The organism is Ramlibacter rhizophilus, assembly GCF_004681965.1.
In the GTDB taxonomy this organism is placed as follows: Bacteria; Pseudomonadota; Gammaproteobacteria; order Burkholderiales; family Burkholderiaceae_C; genus Ramlibacter; species Ramlibacter rhizophilus.
The window spans coordinates 59,027-75,738 of the sequence record NZ_SMLL01000004.1; the positions used below are offsets into that span (position 1 = coordinate 59,027).

The window sequence follows — 16,712 nt, forward strand, 5'->3', positions numbered from 1 at the left end:
GCCGCAGACTCGTAGGCGACAGGCGCAGGGTGTTCCCCATTGAACGAGGCGAAAAGACCCCGTCCAATGGCGCCCTTGCCCAACGCATTCCAACAAGGAGACCTCATGCGCCGCCGCCATCTCGTCCACTTCGCTGCCGCCGCCGTCGCCGCGCAGGCCCTGCCCAGCCTGGCCCAGCAGGCCGGCAGCTTCCCCAGCAAGCCCATCCGCCTGCTCATCGCCTTCCCGGCGGGCGGCCCGACCGACATCACCATGCGCCAGCTGGCCGAGAACGCCTCCAAGATCCTGGGGCAGCCGGTGGTGATCGAGAACAAGCCCGGCGCGGGCGGCACCCTGCCGGCCACGCAGCTGCAGACCAGCCAGCCCGACGGCTACACCCTGGCCCAGATCCCGCTGGGCGTGTTCCGCCTGCCCTACACGACCAAGATCAACTGGGACCCGGTCAAGGACATCAGCTACATCATCAACGTCACCGGCTATGCCTTCGGCCTGGTGGTGCCGGCCGACAGCCCCATCAAGAACTGGAAGGACTTCGTCGAGTACGCCAAGGCCAACCCGGGCAAGCTGAGCTATGGCTCCACCGGCAACCTGACCAGCCCGCACCTGACCATGGAGCTCATCGCCCAGAAGCTGGGACTGCAGCTCAACCACATTCCCTACAAGGGGAGCGCGGACCTGATGCAGGCCATCGGTGGCGGCCACATCATGGCCGCGGCCGACTCCACCGGCTTCGCGCCCCTGGTGCAGGCGGGCAAGCTGCGGGTCATCAACACCTGGGGCGACAAGCGCCTGGAGAAATTCCCGGACGCGCCCACGCTCAAGGAGCTGGGCCTGGACATGGTGCAGAACTCGCCCTTCGGCATCGGCGCACCGCGCGGCACGCCGCCGGAGGTCGTGCAGAAGCTGCACGACGCCTTCAAGAAGGCCATGGAGGACCCCAGCTACGTGCAGGCCCTGGCGCGCTACGACATGTCGCCCATGTACATGAGCCCGTCGCAGTACACCAAGTTCGCGCAGGACACCTTCGCCACCGAAAAGGCGCTGGTGGACAAGCTGGGCCTGGCCAAGCCCAACTGAGCAGCCTCCCGTTCCCACGGCGCCCCCTGGCGCGCCGTGGGCGCGGCATGATCGGGCGATGCGCAAGCCCCTGGTCTGGCTGCCCGCCTGCCACCGCCACCTCGAACTGTCCGACCCGGGCGGCTACACCGTCCTGGCGGACCGCTATGCCGAGGCGGTCGCCGAGCTGGGCCTGCAGCCCGTGCTCTTTCCGCTGGCGGCGGCGGGTGACGTCGATGCGCTGCTGCCCCTGGTGGACGGAGTCCTGCTCACCGGCTCTCCCTCCAACGTGGAGGCGACGCACTACGGCGCCGCCGCACTTCCCACCGACCTGCTCGATCCGCGTCGCGACGCGCTCACCATGCGCCTGGTGCGCGCCGCGCTCGCCGCCGGTGTGCCGCTCTTCGGCGTCTGCCGCGGCCTGCAGGAGATGAACGTGGCGCTGGGTGGCAGCCTGTACCAGCGGGTGCATGCGCAGCCCGGCATGCTGGACCACCGCGAGCCCGAGGACGAGCCGCTGGACGTGCAGTTCGCGCTGCGCCACGAAGTCCGGCTCACCCCCGGCAGCGCCTTCGCCGAGTGGGCCGGCGGCACCCGCGCCATGGTCAATTCACTCCATGGCCAGGGCATCGAGCGCCTGGGCACCGGACTGGTGGCCGAGGCCTTCGCGCCCGACGGCCTGGTCGAAGGCGTGCGCCACGAAGACAGCCGTGCCTTCGCCGTCGGCGTGCAGTGGCACCCGGAGTGGCGCCACGCCATCACGCCCTTCTATGCGCGCAGCTTCGAGGCGTTCGCGCGGGCCTGCCGCGAGCGATTCGGGCAGCGGACGGCGTCTTCCTGAGGGCCCGCGGCACCGTGGGGGACTTCAGCTCCCGCGAGCCGCCAGCACCGCGGCCGCCACTTCCGCGAAGCCCGCCCCGCGTTCGCCCTGGGCCACGTAGCGCGGCGGGTGCTTCAGCTGCGCCTCGAAGCGGCGGATGTTGGCCACGCCCACGCTGTGGGTGAAGCGCTCGAACATGCATTCGTCGTTGGTCGAGTCGCCCACGTACACCCAGTGGCCGATCTCGGCGTCCAGCGCGCGCCCGTAGAGGAGCGGCACGATCCAGCGCGCGCCCGCGAGCTTGTCGTGGCTTCCGTACCAGCCGTTGACGTGGATGGAGCTCACCGTGGCGGTCATGCCTTCGCTGCGCATGATCGCCACCACCTCGCGGATGCGCGCCTCGGGCAGGTGGGTGAATTCGCTGTGGTCGATGGCGATGTCGGTCTCGCGGCCGGCGCTGTCGCGGGCGCGCAGCGACCCCGGCACCTCGGCCTCGATGCGCGCGCAGACCCGCTGCATGCGCGCGAAGTTGCGCGCGCGGGTGGCCTCGTCCTGCTGGTAGTGCTTGCGCAAGGCGCCGTCCGGGCCGCGCACCAGGGCCACGGCGCCGTTCTCCGCCACGATGGCGTCCAGCGGCCAGGCCAGGGCGAAGGGTTCGCTCCAGCCGACCGGCCGCCCGGTGATGGCGACCACGTGCAGGCCCGCGCGGCGCAGGTCGGCCATCGCGCCCAGGGCCTCGGGGCTGGCCGCGCCCTCGGTGGTGAGGGTGTCGTCGATGTCGGTCAGGAGGCCGGCGATGCCGGCGCGGTCGGCGCGGGGCCAGAGCGAGAGGGGCAGCATGGAGCGGGGCGCAAAGCCGCTCATTGTGGCGCGTCGTCGAGCAGCCTTCCCTGCAGGCCGAGCGCGTCCGGTGCCATGCGCACCGTCGCCGCCGGCGAAGACTTGGCCGCCGCCGGGCAGCGGCCGCTGTCGATGTGGTGCAGCGCCGCCGCCAGCAGCGGCTCGCGCGCATCGCCCAGGGCGGCCGCCGGGTCGGGCGTGACTGGGCATCGAGGGGCGAAGCCGCCGGCGTAGTCGCCGAATCCTGCGGCATTGACGCCCTGGAACTCGATGGCGAAGTAGGCCTTGCCGCAGTTGTTCTTGCGGTGGAAGCCATAGGGCTTGCCGCAGGTGGTCTCGCCCACGATGACGACCTCGATGCCCACGCCGCGCAGGCCGTTGACGATGGACTCGCTGGCCGAACAGGTCATGCCGGTGGCCAGCACGTACAGGCGTGGCAGGCCCAGCTGCGGCAGCGGGTGTCCCTTGCCGTAGCGCGACTCGCCGACCTGCACCGTGTCCTCGAACTTCAGCGTCCTGCCGGCTCCGTCGGCGGCGCGCTTGTCGTTGTAGCGCAAGGATTCGAACACCTGACCCTGCTGGGCCGGCCCCGCCACCATGGAGGCCAGGGCCTGGGCGATGTGCAGGTAGCCGCCGGCGTTGTGCCGCAGGTCCAGCACCAGGTCCTGGATGCGCGCGTCGCGCAGGGCGGTGACCGCATCGATCAGGGCGTCCTGCGCGCCGCGGCCGTGCTTGTTGAAGAGGAGATAGCCCACGCGCCGGCCGCCGGCGCTATCCACGGTGGAGACCAGCGGGAGGGCGTAGCCGCCGGTGGCGAGCACGGCCGCCGCCGGGTCGGCGCTGGCCATGAGCATGGCGTCGGCATCGCTGGCGGCCAGCACGGTGCTGAAGCGGTCTGCCACCCGGCCGGCGGCATCGGGGCTGCGCAGCAACAGGGCTCGGAAGTAGGAGGCCGCGTCGGCATGCGCGCTGCGATCGACCGCCGGAATGCGGTCCCACCAGAGGTAGCGCTCGTCCAGGTAGCTGCGCACGAAGGCCTGCTCCCCCTCGGTGGTGCAGACCTCGGCCAGACTGGCCGAGGGGGCGAGCGAGGCGCTGGTCGTGACGGTGACGGCCTCGCTGGCGACCGTCTCATCCCAGCCTCCCCCACCACAGGCGGCCAGCAGGGCGAGGGCGCAGGCGCCCAGAACGGGTGCCGCGCGATGGCGCAGGGACGAAACGGCGAAGAACACACGGAGCTCCTGATGAGCTCCTGATTATTTACGGATGAGCTAGAAGCTGATCCGCCGATCAGCCCTGCAGCGACAAACCGGCGTGTTCGCGCAACAGGTGAAAGTGAATTTTGGGGAATCGTTCCTGCGCCAGCCGAACGTCATAGGGCGAGGTGCACAGGAAGGCCAGCGCATCGGCGGCGTCCAGCGCCATTCGCTGGGGGTAGGCGTCGGTGAAGGCGCGCAGTTCGGCGGGTGTGTCGGCGGTGATCCAGCGCGCGCCGGTGTACTGGCAGCCTTCCAGGCGAATGTCGGCGTCGTACTCGGTCAGGAGGCGGTGCTGCACCACCTCGAACTGCAGCTGACCCACGGCGCCCAGCAGCATGGCGCCGCCCGCCTGCGGGCGGAAGACCTGGATCGCGCCTTCCTCGCCGAGCTGGGCCAGGCCCTGCTGCAGCTGCTTGGTGCGCAGCGGGTTCTTCAGCAGCACGGTCATGAACAGCTCGGGCGCGAAGAAGGGCAGGCCGGTGAACTGCAGGTTCGCGCCGTCGGTGATGGTGTCGCCCAGCTGCACGCCGCCGTGGGTGGTGAAGCCGATGATGTCGCCGGCATAGGCCTCGTCCACGGCCTCGCGCCGCTGCGAGAGGAAGGTGACCACCGAGGTCGGCCGCAGCTCCTTGGACGTGCGCTGCACCTTGAGCTTCATGCCCGGGGTGTACTTGCCCGAGGCCATGCGCACGAAGGCGATGCGGTCGCGGTGGTTGGCGTCCATGTTGGCCTGGACCTTGAACACCACGCCGGAAAACGCCGGGTCGGCGGGCTGAATGACCTTTTCCACCGGCTGGCGGTTGACGATGAGCGAGCTCTTGCGCGGCTGCGGCGCGGGGGCGAGGTCCACCAGCGCGTCCAGCACCTCCATCACGCCGAAGTTGTTCACGCCCGAGCCGAAGAACACGGGCGTCTGCTTCGCGTCCAGGAAGGCCTGGTGGTCCCATTCGGGGGAGGCACCGGCGGCCAGCTCCATGCTTTCGGCGGCGGCCACGTACTCGTCGCCGAAGCGCTCGCGCAGGGCCTGGGTGTCGGTCAGGGGAATGGTCTCGAAGTCCTGCGGCCGGCGCTCGCTGCCCGATTCGAACACCGTCATGGCGCCGCGGCGCAGGTTCATGATGCCGCCGAAGAGCTTGCCCTTGCCCACCGGCCAGGTCATGGGCACGCAGGGCATGCCCAGCTCGCGCTCCACCTCGTCCAGGATGTCCAGCGGCTCGCGCACCTCGCGGTCCATCTTGTTGACAAAGGTGATGATGGGCGTGTTGCGCTGGCGGCAGACCTCGATCAGGCGGCGCGTCTGCGCCTCAACACCGTTGGCCGCGTCGATCACCATCAGCGCCGAATCGACGGCGGTGAGCACGCGGTAGGTGTCTTCCGAGAAGTCCTTGTGGCCGGGCGTGTCCAGCAGGTTGATCACGTGGTCGCGGTACAGCATCTGCATCACGGACGAGGCCACCGAGATGCCGCGCTGCTTCTCGATCTCCATCCAGTCGGAGGTGGCGTGGCGCGAGGCCTTGCGCGCCTTCACGCTGCCGGCGATCTGGATCGCGCCGGAGAACAGCAGCAGTTTCTCCGTCAGCGTGGTCTTGCCCGCGTCGGGGTGGGAAATGATGGCAAAGGTGCGGCGGCGCCGGGTTTCGGCGGCGAAGGGCGAGGACGACAAGGGAAGGGCTCCGGGAGGGCGGCCGAGCGCGGGCGAGGGAGCGCCACGGGACGGGTCGGCAAGGGGCGTATTGTGCCAAGGCAGGGGGCGGCGGGTCGCGGCTGGGAACAGCCCTCGCTTCCTGTGCCGCCGACGGCGGCGTGATGCATCTGGTTGCCGTCGTCCCCCGGGTGGCGCCGGGAGGCATAGCCTCGGCGCATGCCCTCCGCTGCCTCCGCCGTCGTTCTCCGAGCCGGTGAGCACGAGGTCCGCATCTCCAGCCCCGACAAGCGCCTGTTCCCCGAAGCCGGCGTGACCAAGCTGGACCTGGTGAACTACTACCTGGCCGTGGCCGAAGGCGCACTGCGCGGCGCCGGCCAGCGGCCCTGCGTGATGAAGCGCTACCCCGAGGGCATCGGCGGCGAGTCCTTCTTCCAGAAGCGCGCGCCGGCGAACCGGCCGGACTGGGTCTGCGTCACCACGCTGAGCTTCCCGTCCGGCCGCACCGCCGAAGAAGTGGTGCCCTGCAATGCGGCCACGCTGGCCTGGATGGCCAACCTCAACTGCATCGAGCTGCATCCGCACCCGGTGCGGATGGACGACCTGGACCATCCCGACGAGCTGCGCATCGACCTGGACCCCACGCCCGGCGTCGCGTGGCCGCAGATCGTGGAGGTGGCGGCGGTGGTGCGCGAGGTGCTGGACGAGCTGCGGCTCACGGGCTTTCCCAAGACCTCCGGTTCGCGCGGCGTGCATGTGATCGCCCGCATCGAGCGGCGCTGGGGCTTCGACGAGGTGCGGCGCGCGGCGCTGGCGCTGGCGCGCGAGGTGGAGCGGCGGGTGCCCAAGCTCGCCACCAGCGCGTGGTGGAAGGAGGAGCGGCACGGCGTGTTCATCGACTACAACCAGAACGCCAAGGACCGCACGGTCGCCTCGGCCTACTCGGTGCGGCCCCGGCCCGATGCGCGGGTGTCGGCGCCGGTGGGCTGGGAGGAGCTGCGCGAATGCGATCCGGCCGATTTCACGGTGCGGACCATGCCGGCGCGCTTTGCGACGCTGGGGGACTTGCATGCGGCTATCGACGAGCGGGCTTGTTCGTTGGAGCCGCTGCTCGAGCTCTCGGCGAAGCAGGCGGCTGGGGGCCAAGGCGATGCACCCTGGCCGCCGCACTACCGCAAGCAGGAAGGCGAGCCGCCCCGGGCGCCGCCATCGGCGAGGAGGAGGAAGACTTCGCCCTCGTGAGGGATGGGCGCGCGGGCCCCCACCCAGCCCTCCCCCAGAGGGGGAGGGTATGAGCGCCCCCTCCCCCTCTGGGGGAGGGTTGGGGGTGGGGGCCACGCCCGCCAATTACCCCCCGAACACCTTCCCCAGTTCGAAGGGCGCCGTGGCCTCCAGCTGGTCGTAGCGGCAGTCCGCCGGCGCCTTGTCCACCCGCCAGCGCAGGAAGGTGGTCGCATGCCGGAAGCGCCGCCCCTGCAGGTGGTCGTACTTCACCTCGCACACCCGCTCGGGCTTGAGCGGCTCCCAGCTCAGGTCCTTGCCGCCGCTCCAGCGGCTTTTCGCCCCGGGCATGCGGTCGGCGTGGCCCGCGGAGGCGTCCGCCCAGTCCTTCCAGGGGTGCCCGTCCAGGGCGTTCTCGCGCAGGGGCGCCAGCTCCTCGGCCAGGCTGCGACGCGTGTCCATGGTGAAGGACGAGGTGATGCCCACGTGCTGCAGCGCCCCGCCCTCGTCGTACAGCCCCAGCAGCAGCGAGCCGACCACACCGGGCGTGTCCTTGTACCAGCGCAGGCCGGCCACCACGCAGTCGGCCGTGCGCGCGTGCTTGACCTTGAACATCGTGCGCTTGTTCGGCTGGTAGGGCGCCTCGGCCGGCTTGGCCATCACGCCGTCCAGGCCCGCGCCTTCGAAGCGCTGCAGCCATTCGGCGGCGACGGCCGGGTCGGTGGTGCTGGGCGTGAGGTAGAGCGGCGGCTTCGCGTGGCCCAGCAGCCGCTCCAGGCGCACGCGCCGCTCGCGCTGGGGCACTTCCAGGATGCGGCGGCCGCCGGCCGCCAGCAGGTCGAAGGCCACGAAGGCGGCGGGCGTCTCCTTGGCCAGCCGCGCGATGCGCGAGGCCGCGGGGTGGATGCGCTGCTGCAGGGCGTCGAAGTCCAGCCCCTGCGGGCCTGCCACCACGATCTCGCCATCGAGGATGCAGCCCTTGGGCAGGGCCTCCATCAGCGCCTTCTCCAGCTCGGGAAAGTAGCGGTTCAGGGGCTTCAGGTCGCGGCTCTGGATGACGAGCGCGTCGGTGCCGCGCAGGACGATGGCGCGAAAGCCATCCCACTTGGGTTCGTACATCAGCCCCTCGGCCACGGGCAGCTCGGCGGCGACCTTGGCCAGCATGGGCTCGATGGGACTGTCGAAGGCAGGGGCGTGGGGCATCGCCGGGTTGTACCGCACGCGCTTGGCGCCGTGGGGGCCTTGCCTATAATCGCGCCCTATCCGAGGAGCGTTGCAGCACGTCCACCGTGCGAGGCTCGGAAACCCATCCGCAACGACGCTCACCCACTGGTTCCCGTGCGGTGAGACTCATCTTTCCCGTCCTCCGTCCGGCACGCCGTGGTGTCTTCACACCCATTGCTTTCTGGAGCCTCCATGAACGCCGTTTTGAAGCCCGTTTCCACCGATGACTGCGCCATCGCCGACCTGCAGCTCGCCGACTGGGGCCGCAAGGAAATCCGCATCGCCGAAACCGAGATGCCCGGCCTGATGGCCATCCGCGAGGAGTTCGCCAAGAGCCAGCCGCTCAAGGGTGCGCGCATCACCGGCTCGCTGCACATGACCATCCAGACGGCGGTGCTGATCGAGACCCTGCAGGCCCTGGGCGCAACGGTGCGCTGGGCCTCCTGCAACATCTTCTCCACCCAGGACCATGCGGCCGCGGCCATCGCCGCGAGCGGCACGCCCGTCTTCGCCATCAAGGGCGAGTCGCTGGAGGACTACTGGGACTACACCCACCGCATCTTCGAGTTCGGCGCCAAGGGCACGGCCGGCGAAGGCCCCAACATGATCCTGGACGACGGCGGCGACGCCACGCTGCTCATGCACCTGGGCAAGCGCGCCGAGTCCGATCCGTCCGTCGTGGCCGGTGACGGCCACAGCGAGGAGGAGCGCATCCTCTTCGCCTCCATCCGCAGGAAGCTGGCCGAGGACGGCAGCTGGTACAGCCGCAAGAGCGCCGAGATCATCGGCGTGACCGAGGAGACCACCACCGGCGTGAACCGCCTCAAGCAGATGGCCGCGCGCGGCGAGCTGATGTTCCGCGCCATCAACGTCAACGACTCGGTCACCAAGAGCAAGTTCGACAACCTCTACGGCTGCCGCGAGTCGCTGGTGGACGGCATCAAGCGCGCCACCGACGTCATGATCGCCGGCAAGGTGGCCGTGGTCTGCGGCTACGGTGACGTGGGCAAGGGCAGCGCCCAGGCGCTGCGCGCGCTGTCGGCCCAGGTCTGGGTGACCGAGGTCGATCCCATCTGCGCGCTGCAGGCCGCCATGGAAGGCTACCGCGTGGTCACCATGGACGATGCCGCGGACCAGGCCGACATCTTCGTGACCGCCACCGGCAACAAGGACGTCATCACCCACGACCACATGGCCCGCATGAAGGACCAGGCCATCGTCTGCAACATCGGCCACTTCGACAACGAGATCGACGTCGCGTCCATCGAGAAGTACGAGTGGGAGGAGATCAAGCCGCAGGTGGACCACGTGATCTTCCCGGACGGCAAGCGCATCATCCTGCTGGCCAAGGGCCGCCTGGTGAACCTGGGCTGCGGCACGGGCCACCCGAGCTACGTCATGTCCTCCAGCTTCGCCAACCAGACCATCGCGCAGATCGAGCTCTTCGCCCACGCGGACAGCTACGACCTGGGCAAGGTGTACGTCCTGCCCAAGCACCTGGACGAGAAGGTGGCGCGCCTGCAGCTGAAGAAGCTGGGGGCGAAGCTCACCGAGCTGTCGGACTCCCAGGCGGGTTACCTGGGTGTGCCGAAGCAGGGTCCGTACAAGCCGGACAGCTACCGTTATTGAGGTGAATGCTCCCTCCCCCTTTGGGGGAGGGCTGGGGTGGGGGCTCCGTGCGCCGGCCAGGCTGCTTCGCACGCGCCCCCATCCCAGCCTTCCCCCAGAGGGGGAAGGGGCCAGCCGCACATGCGCGCCGACCAACTCCTCGTCGAACGCGGCCTGGCCGCCTCGCGCTCGCAGGCGCAGCGGCTGATTGCCGCGGGCGTGCGCTGGCGTTCGCGCGGCGACTGGCGCACCGTTGCCAAGAACGGCGACGAGCTGCCGGGCGACGCGGTGCTGGAGCTGCTGGACGATGCCGAATCGCGCTACGTTTCGCGCGGCGGGCTCAAGCTCGAAGGCGCCTTGCGCGCGAGCGGCGTCGACCCGCACGGACGGCGCTGCCTCGACATCGGCCAGTCCACCGGCGGTTTCACCGACTGCCTGCTGCAGCAGGGCGCCGCGCGCGTGGTGGGCATCGACGTCGGCCACGGGCAGTTGCACGAGCGGCTGCGAAGCGACCCTCGCGTGGTGGCGATCGAGCGCGTGAATGCGCGCCAGCTCGACGCCGCGGTCCTGGGCGACGAGGCGCAGGCCTTCGAGCTGATCGTGGGCGATCTGTCCTTCATCTCGCTCACGCTGGTGCTGCCGGCCCTGGTGCCCTGGCTGGCCGAGGCGGGCGAGCTGCTGATGCTGGTCAAGCCGCAGTTCGAGCTGCAGCCCGGGCAGCTGGGCAAGGGCGGCATCGTGCGGGAGCCGCAGCGCTTCCTGGAGGTAGAGCAACGCTTGCGCGAGGCCTGCCGGGCCGCGGGCCTCGACGTTGCAGGCTGGCACGACAGCGCTATCCTCGGCGGCGACGGCAACCGCGAGTTTTTCATCCATGCCCGCAGGGCATCCTGAGGAGAAGGCTGTGCTTCCCATCAGCCTGGAGTTCTTTCCCCCCAAGACACCGGAAGGTGCCGCCAAGCTGCGCGCCGCGCGCCAGCAGCTCTATGCCACGCGTCCGCAGTTCTGCTCGGTCACCTTCGGCGCCGGCGGCTCCACGCAGGAGGGCACGCTGTCGGCCGTGACCGAGATCATGGCCGAGGGCGTGCCGGCCGCGCCGCACCTGTCCTGCATCGGCCAGACGCGCGAGAGCATCCGCGAGCGCCTGGCCGCCTATGCCGCGGCCGGGGTCGATCGCATCGTGGCGCTGCGCGGCGACCTGCCCAGCGGCTACGGCCTGGGCGGCGAGTTCCGCTACGCGAGCGACCTGGTGGCCTTCATCCGCGCGCAGACCAGCCGCCAGTTCCACATCGAGGTGGCCGCCTACCCGGAGTTCCATCCGCAGGCGCGCTCGCCGCAGGCCGACCTGCAGGCCTTCGTGGCCAAGGTGGAGGCGGGGGCCGACTCGGGCATCACGCAGTACTTCTTCAATGCCGACGCCTACTTCCGCTTCCGCGACGAGCTGGACCGCCTGGGCGTGGCGGTGCCGGTGGTGCCGGGCATCATGCCCATCACCAGCTCCAGCCAGCTGATGCGCTTTTCGGACAGCTGCGGCGCCGAGATCCCGCGCTGGATCCGGCTGCGCCTGCAGGCCTTCGGCGACGACACGGCCTCCATCAAGGCCTTCGGCCTGGAAGTGGTCTCGCGCCTGTGCGAGCAGCTCGCCCGCGGCGGCGCGCCGGGGCTGCACTTCTACACCATGAACCAGGCGCAGGCCACGCTGGCCCTGTGCCAGGCGCTGGGGCGCTGATGCGGCGGCTCGCCGGCGCGCTCGCCTTGCTGCTGGCCCTGGGCCTGGCGCAGGCGGACGAGGGGCAGGAGCCTCGCGAGGCGGCGGCCGGCGTGGATGCGGCCGCGGCCGCGAAGGAGCAGGCCGCGCCCACAGAGCAGGCCGCGCCGAAAGTGCAGGCCGCGCCAAAAGTGCTGGCCGCGCCGAAGGCGCAGGCCGTACCCGCGACCCTGTCCGAGCGCCTGCGCCAGGCCGGCCGCGGCATCGCGTCCTGGTACGGAGGCGCCTTCCACGGCAAGCGCACGGCCAGCGGTGAGCTCTACGACATGCACGCCTTCACCGCGGCGCATCCCTGGCTGCCCTTCGGCACCCTCGTGCAGGTGACCAGCCTGGTGAACGGCCGCACGGTCACCGTGCGCATCAACGACCGCGGGCCCTTCGGGCCCCAGCGCATCATCGACCTGAGCCGCGCGGCCGCGCAGTCCCTGGGCCTGGTCGGGCGCGGCCTCAAGCCGGTGGAGATCCGCCTGGCCGGGCAGCCGGGCGAGGAGTGACGCGCCGGCCTCAGCGCTCGTCGTAGCTCACGACCACGCGCCCGTCGGTGGCCGTGGCCTGGCAGGTGAGCACGAAGCCCTGCTCGATCTCCCGGTCCTCCAGCGTGAAGTTGCGCTCCATCTGCGTGGAACCTTCCAGCACGCGCGCGCGGCAGGTGCAGCACACGCCGGCCTGGCAGGAGTAGGGCAGGTCCAGGCCGGCCGCGAGGCCTGCGTCGAGGATGCGCTCGCCGGGCGCGAGGGTGAGGTGCCAGGTCTTGCCGTCCAGCACCACGTCCAGCGGCGTGCCCTGCTTCGCTTCGGTGGCCCGGGGGACGGGCCGCGGGCGTGTCGGCGGCACGGGCTGGCCAGCGGTGAAGCGCTCCACGTGGAGGCGCTCGGGCGGCAGGCCTGCTTCCCTCAGCGCCTGCTCGGTCGCCACGATCATGCCCTCGGGACCGCAGACGAAGGCCTCGTCGATGCTCTCCACCGGCACCAGCGTGCGCAGCAGCTCGGCCACCTTGGCGCCGTCGAGCCGGCCGTGCAGCAGCGGCACCTCCTGCGGCTGGCGCGAGAGCAGGTGCACCAGCGTGAGCCGCTCAGGGTAGCGGTCCTTCAGGTCGGCCAGCGCTTCGTTGAAGAGGATGGTGCCGGCACGCTGGTTGCCATAGACCAGGGTGAAGCGCGAATCGGGCTCTTCCTCCAGCGTGCTGGCGATGATGGACAGGATGGGCGTGATGCCCGAGCCCGCCGCGAAGCCCACGCGGTGGCGGGCGCCGTGGGTTGGCGTGAAGCCGCCCTGCGGCGGCATCACGTCCAGCGTGTCGCCCGCCTCCAGCTGCGACAGCGCCCAGTTGGAGAACACGCCGCCCTCCACGGGCTTGATGCCGATGTCCAGCTCGCCCTCTCGCGCGTAGCGCCGGCGCGGGCTGCAGATGGAGTAGCTGCGCCGCAGTTCCTCGCCGCGCACGCGGGTGCGGAAGGTGAGGTACTGGCCCGGACGGAAGGCGAAGGCGTCCCGCAACGCGGGCGGCACCTCCAGCGTGATCGCGGCGGCGCCCGCGGCATCGGGCGTGATGCGGCGGACCGTGAGCGGATGGAAGTGCAGGGCCATGGTTCTGGTCCGGGCTAGTAGGGCTTGAAGTGGTCGAAGGGCTCCAGGCAGTCCAGGCAGCGGTGCAGCGACTTGCAGGCGGTGGAGCCGAAGCGGGAGATCTCGGTGGTGTTCGTGGAGCCGCAGCGCGGGCAGGCCACCGCGACCTGGGCACGCGGGGGCATGAAACGCAGAGGCTTTGCGCCTTCCGCGCAGTGGCTGGGCGGCGCGATGCCGTAGGCCCGCAGCTTCTCGCGCGCGGCCGGCGTGATCCAGTCGGTCGTCCAGGCTGGCGCGAGGCGCGTGCTCACCCGGCCCTGCAGGCCCGCGCGGGCCAGCGCGGCGCGCACGTCGTCCTCGATCTGGTCCATGGCGGGGCAGCCGCTGTAGGTGGGCGTGATCACCACTTCCACGCCGCCCGCGTCCTCGCGCAGCTCGCGCAGGATGCCCAGCTCCTCGATGGTCACCACCGGGATCTCGGGGTCGGTCACCTCCCGCAGCGCCGCGCGTGCCGCCTCGAGGGCCTGGCTCACCACGTCGCTCCCGGGTGCTGGCGCGCCAGGCCCTGCATCTCGGCCAGCAGGTAGGACAGGTGCTCGGAGTGCCGGCCTTCCTTGCCACGCGTGAGGTGCCCGGCGTCGGACGGGCGGGTGAGCGTGGCTTCGCGCAGCCAGGCATCGACGGCCTCGTCCCAGGCCGCACGCAGGCTGCGCGGGTCGACGCCGGTGGCGTCTGCCGCGGCCTCGGCTTCGGCGTCCGTGACGGTCCAGAACTCCTGCGTGTAGGGCATCAACGCGTCCAGCGCCCGCTGCATGCGCGCCTGCGACAGCGCCGTGCCGTCGCCCAGCTTGACCAGCCAGTCGCTGGCATGGCGCAGGTGGTAGCGCACCTCCTTGGCCGACTTCGCGGCGATTGCCGCGAGTTGCGGGTCGGCCGACGTGCACAGCGCCTCCCAGTACAGCGCCATGAACTGCCCGTAGAGGAAATTGCGCGCGATGGTGAAGGCGTAGTCGCGGTCGGCTGCCGCGCCGGGCGCGAGCGGCCCGTGGTGCGGCAGCTCCAGCAGCGTGTAGTTGCGGAACTGGTTTGGATCGCGGAAGTAGGCCAGCGCGTCCTCGGTCGCGCCCTCGCCCTGCACGGCGGCAGCGTGCTGGTACAGCAGGCGCGCCTGGCCGATCAGGTCGAGGCTGATGTTGGCCAGGGCGATGTCTTCCTCCAGCACCGGGCCGTGGCCGCACCACTCGGCGTTGCGCTGGCCCAGCACCAGGGCGCTGTCGGCCAGCTGCAGGAGCAAGGGCAGCGGGGCGTGCGTCGCGACGGCGGTCATCACATGTGGCCCACGTCGTCGGGAATGGCGTAGAAGCTCGGGTGCCGGTAGATCTTGTCGGCGGCCGGCTCGAAGAACTCGTCCTTGTGGTCCGGATCGCTGGCGGTGATCTGGGCCGAGGGCACCACCCAGATGCTCACGCCCTCCTGCCGGCGGGTGTAGACATCGCGCGCCATCTGGATGGCCTGCCGGGCGTCGGCCGCGTGCAGGCTGCCGCAGTGCTTGTGCTCCAGGCCCTGGCGGGAGCGCACGAACACCTCCCACAGGGGCCATTCGTTCTTGGCGGGGTTCATGCGGCCTCCTTCAGGGTTCGCTGCTGCTGCTTGCGGGCATGGGCCAGGGCGGCCTCGCGCACCCAGGCGCCGTCCTCGTGCGCCTTCACGCGCGTGGCCAGGCGCTCCTTGTTGCAGGGACCATTGCCGCTGACCACGTTCCAGAAATCGTCCCAGTCGATGGCGCCGTAGTCGTGGTGGCCGCGCGCCTCGTTCCACTTCAGGTCGGGGTCGGGCAGCGTCACGCCCAGCACCTTGGCCTGGGGCACGGTGGCGTCGATGAACTTCTGGCGCAGGTCGTCGTTGCTGATGCGCTTGATGCCCCAGCGCATGCCCTGCGCGCTGTTGGGGCTGTCGGCGTCGGGCGGCCCGAACATGGCCAGCACCGGCCACCACCAGCGGTTCACCGCGTCCTGCACCATCTCGCGCTGCGCGGGCGTGCCGGCCATGAGCGTCATCAGGCTCTCGAAGCCCTGGCGCTGGTGGAAGCTCTCCTCCTTGCAGATGCGGATCATGGCGCGTGCGTACGGGCCGTAGGAGCAGCGGCAGATGGGCACCTGGTTCATGATCGCCGCGCCGTCCACCAGCCAGCCGATCACGCCCACGTCCGCCCAGGTGAGGGTGGGGTAATTGAAGATCGAGCTGTACTTGGCCTTGCCGGCGTGCAGAGCTTCCACCATCTGGTCGCGGCTGGTGCCCAGGGTCTCGGCGGCGCTGTACAGGTACAGGCCGTGGCCGCCTTCGTCCTGCACCTTGGCCAGCAGGATGGCCTTGCGTTTGAGGGAGGGCGCGCGCGAGATCCAGTTGCCTTCCGGCAGCATGCCCACGACCTCGCTGTGGGCGTGCTGGCTGATCTGGCGCAGCAGCGTCTTGCGGTAGGCCTCGGGCATCCAGTCGCGCGGCTCGATACGGCCATCGGCGTCGATGCAGGCGTCGAAACGGGTCAGCCGCTCGGCGTCCCCGACGGCAGCGACAGGGGGCGTGGGCCGGGCGGCCTGCGGGTCGGGCAGATCGAGGGCTTGGGTGTACATGGGGCGAAGTATAGACAGTTTCCCGACCGGTCGGTCGGGAAACTGTTGCCCCGTCCGGGGGACGCGACTCAGCCGCCGGTTTCCAGCGTCTGCCCTTTGCCCCGTCCCCGCCCCAGCACCGCCAGGAGCTGCGGCAGGGCCTCCGCCAGCGTGGCCTTGAGCGTGTGCGGCGGGTTGACGATGAACATGCCGCTGGCGCTCAGGCCCGGGCGGCGGGGCGCCTGCCCCGGCTCCAGCGGCTGCACGGGTTCCTCGCGCTGGCCGATGGACAGCGTGGCATGCAGCCAGGGCTTGTGCGCCTGGTTGGCCAGGGTCTTCAGGCGGCGCGGCAGCTCGTGGGCCTCGGGCCGGGGAATGATGGGGTACCAGACGGCATAGGTGCCGGTCGCGAAGCGCTTGAGGCTGTCCTGCAGGCAGGCGACGACCTTGGCGTAGTCGCTCTTGATCTCGTAGCTGGGGTCGATCAAAACCAGGCCGCGCCGCGAGGGCGGCGGCAACAGGGACTTGAGCGACTCGAAGCCGTCCTGGCGCGCGATGCTCACCATGCGTCCGGCCTCCAGCTGCGCCACGTGCGCGGCCAGGGCTTGCGCGTCGGTCGGGTGCATCTCGAAGAGCTTGAGCCGGTCGCGCGCGTCCTCGCGCAAGTGCTGCTGGATCACGAAGGGCGAGCCGGGGTAGAGGCGAAGCGCGGCGCCGCGGTTGACCTGCCGCACGGCGGCCAGGTAGTCGGCAATCGCCGGCACCGCGTGCACGGCCTCGGCCGCGACGAGCTTGAGGATGCCCTCGGCCGCCTCGCCGGAGGTGCGGGCATAGTCGTCGTCCAGCCGGTACAGGCCCGCGCCGGCGTGCGTGTCCACCACCATCAGCGCGGCGGGCTTCTGGGTCAGGTGCTTGACGGTGGCGATCAGCACCAGGTGCTTGAGCACATCGGCATGGTTGCCGGCGTGGAAGGCGTGTCGGTAACTGAACATGCGGGCATGGTAAACCCCCGGCTTGAGCGCGAGACCCGCGTCTTCGTATAATCGCGGGCTCTGCAGCGCACCATGGGCTCCGCGGCAGATAACCAAACCCCACCTAAGAG

Annotated in this window: 17 protein-coding genes and 1 riboswitch; of the genes, 7 read left to right on the top strand and 10 right to left on the bottom strand. The window is 70.6% G+C overall.

Annotated elements, in window-relative coordinates; translation table 11 throughout:
* Positions 1-105: 105 nt before the first annotated feature.
* Positions 106-1,077: a tripartite tricarboxylate transporter substrate binding protein gene (locus tag EZ242_RS10185; RefSeq protein ID WP_135285060.1), complete on the top strand. Its 972-nt coding sequence runs from the start codon at positions 106-108 to the stop codon at positions 1,075-1,077.
* Between the two features lie 58 nt (positions 1,078-1,135).
* Positions 1,136-1,897, top strand: coding sequence for a gamma-glutamyl-gamma-aminobutyrate hydrolase family protein (locus tag EZ242_RS10190; protein WP_135285061.1), 762 nt, complete (start codon positions 1,136-1,138; stop codon positions 1,895-1,897).
* 24 nt (positions 1,898-1,921) lie between these two features.
* On the opposite strand, the gene EZ242_RS10195 is transcribed toward EZ242_RS10190, so the two are convergent.
* From EZ242_RS10195 to EZ242_RS10205, 3 genes are read right to left on the bottom strand one after another with little or no spacing between them, the layout of a single operon-like run.
* The gene (locus EZ242_RS10195) at positions 1,922-2,716 is read right to left on the bottom strand and encodes an HAD-IIB family hydrolase (RefSeq protein ID WP_135285556.1); all 795 of its coding nucleotides are present in this window, start codon (positions 2,714-2,716) and stop codon (positions 1,922-1,924) included.
* A gap of 20 nt (positions 2,717-2,736) precedes the next feature.
* Complete coding sequence (locus EZ242_RS10200) at positions 2,737-3,948, bottom strand: S41 family peptidase (RefSeq protein WP_135285062.1); 1,212 nt, start codon at positions 3,946-3,948, stop codon at positions 2,737-2,739.
* Between the two features lie 58 nt (positions 3,949-4,006).
* The gene (locus EZ242_RS10205; RefSeq protein ID WP_135285063.1) at positions 4,007-5,638 is read right to left on the bottom strand and encodes a peptide chain release factor 3; all 1,632 of its coding nucleotides are present in this window, start codon (positions 5,636-5,638) and stop codon (positions 4,007-4,009) included.
* A gap of 198 nt (positions 5,639-5,836) precedes the next feature.
* On the opposite strand from EZ242_RS10205, the gene ligD reads away from it, so the two are divergent.
* Positions 5,837-6,859, top strand: coding sequence for a non-homologous end-joining DNA ligase (gene ligD, locus EZ242_RS10210; RefSeq protein ID WP_135285064.1), 1,023 nt, complete (start codon positions 5,837-5,839; stop codon positions 6,857-6,859).
* A gap of 105 nt (positions 6,860-6,964) precedes the next feature.
* Here the strand turns inward: ligD and EZ242_RS10215 are convergent, their stop codons facing one another.
* Positions 6,965-8,041, bottom strand: a complete 1,077-nt coding sequence (locus EZ242_RS10215) for an ATP-dependent DNA ligase (protein WP_135285065.1) — start codon at positions 8,039-8,041, stop codon at positions 6,965-6,967.
* Positions 8,042-8,097: 56 nt separating this feature from the next.
* A riboswitch (S-adenosyl-L-homocysteine riboswitch) is annotated at positions 8,098-8,169 on the top strand.
* Positions 8,170-8,254: 85 nt separating this feature from the next.
* Here EZ242_RS10215 and ahcY point away from each other — a divergent pair.
* The 4 genes from ahcY to EZ242_RS10235 all read left to right on the top strand — a co-directional run bounded on the left by ahcY (position 8,255) and on the right by EZ242_RS10235 (position 11,929).
* Entirely contained in the window at positions 8,255-9,691 is a 1,437-nt protein-coding gene (gene ahcY / locus EZ242_RS10220; RefSeq protein WP_135285066.1) for an adenosylhomocysteinase, read from the top strand.
* Positions 9,692-9,811: 120 nt separating this feature from the next.
* Positions 9,812-10,561: a TlyA family RNA methyltransferase gene (locus tag EZ242_RS10225; protein WP_135285067.1), complete on the top strand. Its 750-nt coding sequence runs from the start codon at positions 9,812-9,814 to the stop codon at positions 10,559-10,561.
* Positions 10,542-11,396 carry a methylenetetrahydrofolate reductase [NAD(P)H] gene (gene metF / locus EZ242_RS10230; RefSeq protein ID WP_135285068.1) on the top strand — a complete coding sequence of 285 codons (855 nt, stop codon included), beginning with the start codon at positions 10,542-10,544 and terminating at the stop codon, positions 11,394-11,396. Before EZ242_RS10225 ends, metF begins: the two co-directional genes overlap by 20 nt.
* Positions 11,396-11,929: a septal ring lytic transglycosylase RlpA family protein gene (locus tag EZ242_RS10235; RefSeq protein WP_135285069.1), complete on the top strand. Its 534-nt coding sequence runs from the start codon at positions 11,396-11,398 to the stop codon at positions 11,927-11,929. Before metF ends, EZ242_RS10235 begins: the two co-directional genes overlap by 1 nt.
* A gap of 10 nt (positions 11,930-11,939) precedes the next feature.
* Here EZ242_RS10235 and EZ242_RS10240 read toward each other — a convergent pair whose 3' ends face one another.
* From EZ242_RS10240 to EZ242_RS10265, 6 genes are all read right to left on the bottom strand, one after another.
* Entirely contained in the window at positions 11,940-13,022 is a 1,083-nt protein-coding gene (locus tag EZ242_RS10240; protein ID WP_135285070.1) for a 2Fe-2S iron-sulfur cluster-binding protein, read from the bottom strand.
* 14 nt (positions 13,023-13,036) lie between these two features.
* On the bottom strand, positions 13,037-13,537 hold the full coding sequence (gene paaD / locus EZ242_RS10245; protein WP_240787045.1) for a 1,2-phenylacetyl-CoA epoxidase subunit PaaD: 501 nt from the start codon (positions 13,535-13,537) through the stop codon (positions 13,037-13,039).
* A complete protein-coding gene (gene paaC / locus EZ242_RS10250) occupies positions 13,531-14,328 on the bottom strand; it encodes a 1,2-phenylacetyl-CoA epoxidase subunit PaaC (protein ID WP_135285072.1) in 798 nt (265 codons plus the stop codon). The genes paaD and paaC overlap by 7 nt, the downstream gene beginning before the upstream one ends.
* The gene (gene paaB / locus EZ242_RS10255; protein ID WP_135285073.1) at positions 14,328-14,621 is read right to left on the bottom strand and encodes a 1,2-phenylacetyl-CoA epoxidase subunit PaaB; all 294 of its coding nucleotides are present in this window, start codon (positions 14,619-14,621) and stop codon (positions 14,328-14,330) included. The genes paaC and paaB overlap by 1 nt, the downstream gene beginning before the upstream one ends.
* Entirely contained in the window at positions 14,618-15,631 is a 1,014-nt protein-coding gene (paaA, locus tag EZ242_RS10260) for a 1,2-phenylacetyl-CoA epoxidase subunit PaaA (protein ID WP_135285074.1), read from the bottom strand. The genes paaB and paaA overlap by 4 nt, the downstream gene beginning before the upstream one ends.
* A 68-nt stretch (positions 15,632-15,699) precedes the next feature.
* Positions 15,700-16,602 (bottom strand): 23S rRNA (adenine(2030)-N(6))-methyltransferase RlmJ, encoded by a 903-nt coding sequence (locus EZ242_RS10265; protein ID WP_135285075.1) that lies wholly within the window; start codon positions 16,600-16,602, stop codon positions 15,700-15,702.
* Between the last annotated feature and the right edge of the window lie 110 nt (positions 16,603-16,712).

Excerpts from the sequence above, each read along its gene's own strand:
- EZ242_RS10185 (WP_135285060.1), top strand. The coding sequence starts at position 106 with ATGCGCCGCCGCCATCTCGTCCACTTCGCTGCCGCCGCCGTCGCCGCG.
- EZ242_RS10190 (WP_135285061.1), top strand. The coding sequence starts at position 1,136 with ATGCGCAAGCCCCTGGTCTGGCTGCCCGCCTGCCACCGCCACCTCGAA.
- EZ242_RS10195 (WP_135285556.1), bottom strand. The coding sequence starts at position 2,716 with ATGCTGCCCCTCTCGCTCTGGCCCCGCGCCGACCGCGCCGGCATCGCC.
- ligD (WP_135285064.1), top strand. The coding sequence starts at position 5,837 with ATGCCCTCCGCTGCCTCCGCCGTCGTTCTCCGAGCCGGTGAGCACGAG.
- EZ242_RS10215 (WP_135285065.1), bottom strand. The coding sequence starts at position 8,041 with ATGCCCCACGCCCCTGCCTTCGACAGTCCCATCGAGCCCATGCTGGCC.
- ahcY (WP_135285066.1), top strand. The coding sequence starts at position 8,255 with ATGAACGCCGTTTTGAAGCCCGTTTCCACCGATGACTGCGCCATCGCC.
- EZ242_RS10225 (WP_135285067.1), top strand. The coding sequence starts at position 9,812 with ATGCGCGCCGACCAACTCCTCGTCGAACGCGGCCTGGCCGCCTCGCGC.
- metF (WP_135285068.1), top strand. The coding sequence starts at position 10,542 with ATGCCCGCAGGGCATCCTGAGGAGAAGGCTGTGCTTCCCATCAGCCTG.
- EZ242_RS10235 (WP_135285069.1), top strand. The coding sequence starts at position 11,396 with ATGCGGCGGCTCGCCGGCGCGCTCGCCTTGCTGCTGGCCCTGGGCCTG.
- EZ242_RS10240 (WP_135285070.1), bottom strand. The coding sequence starts at position 13,022 with ATGGCCCTGCACTTCCATCCGCTCACGGTCCGCCGCATCACGCCCGAT.
- paaC (WP_135285072.1), bottom strand. The coding sequence starts at position 14,328 with ATGACCGCCGTCGCGACGCACGCCCCGCTGCCCTTGCTCCTGCAGCTG.
- paaB (WP_135285073.1), bottom strand. The coding sequence starts at position 14,621 with ATGAACCCCGCCAAGAACGAATGGCCCCTGTGGGAGGTGTTCGTGCGC.
- paaA (WP_135285074.1), bottom strand. The coding sequence starts at position 15,631 with ATGTACACCCAAGCCCTCGATCTGCCCGACCCGCAGGCCGCCCGGCCC.
- EZ242_RS10265 (WP_135285075.1), bottom strand. The coding sequence starts at position 16,602 with ATGTTCAGTTACCGACACGCCTTCCACGCCGGCAACCATGCCGATGTG.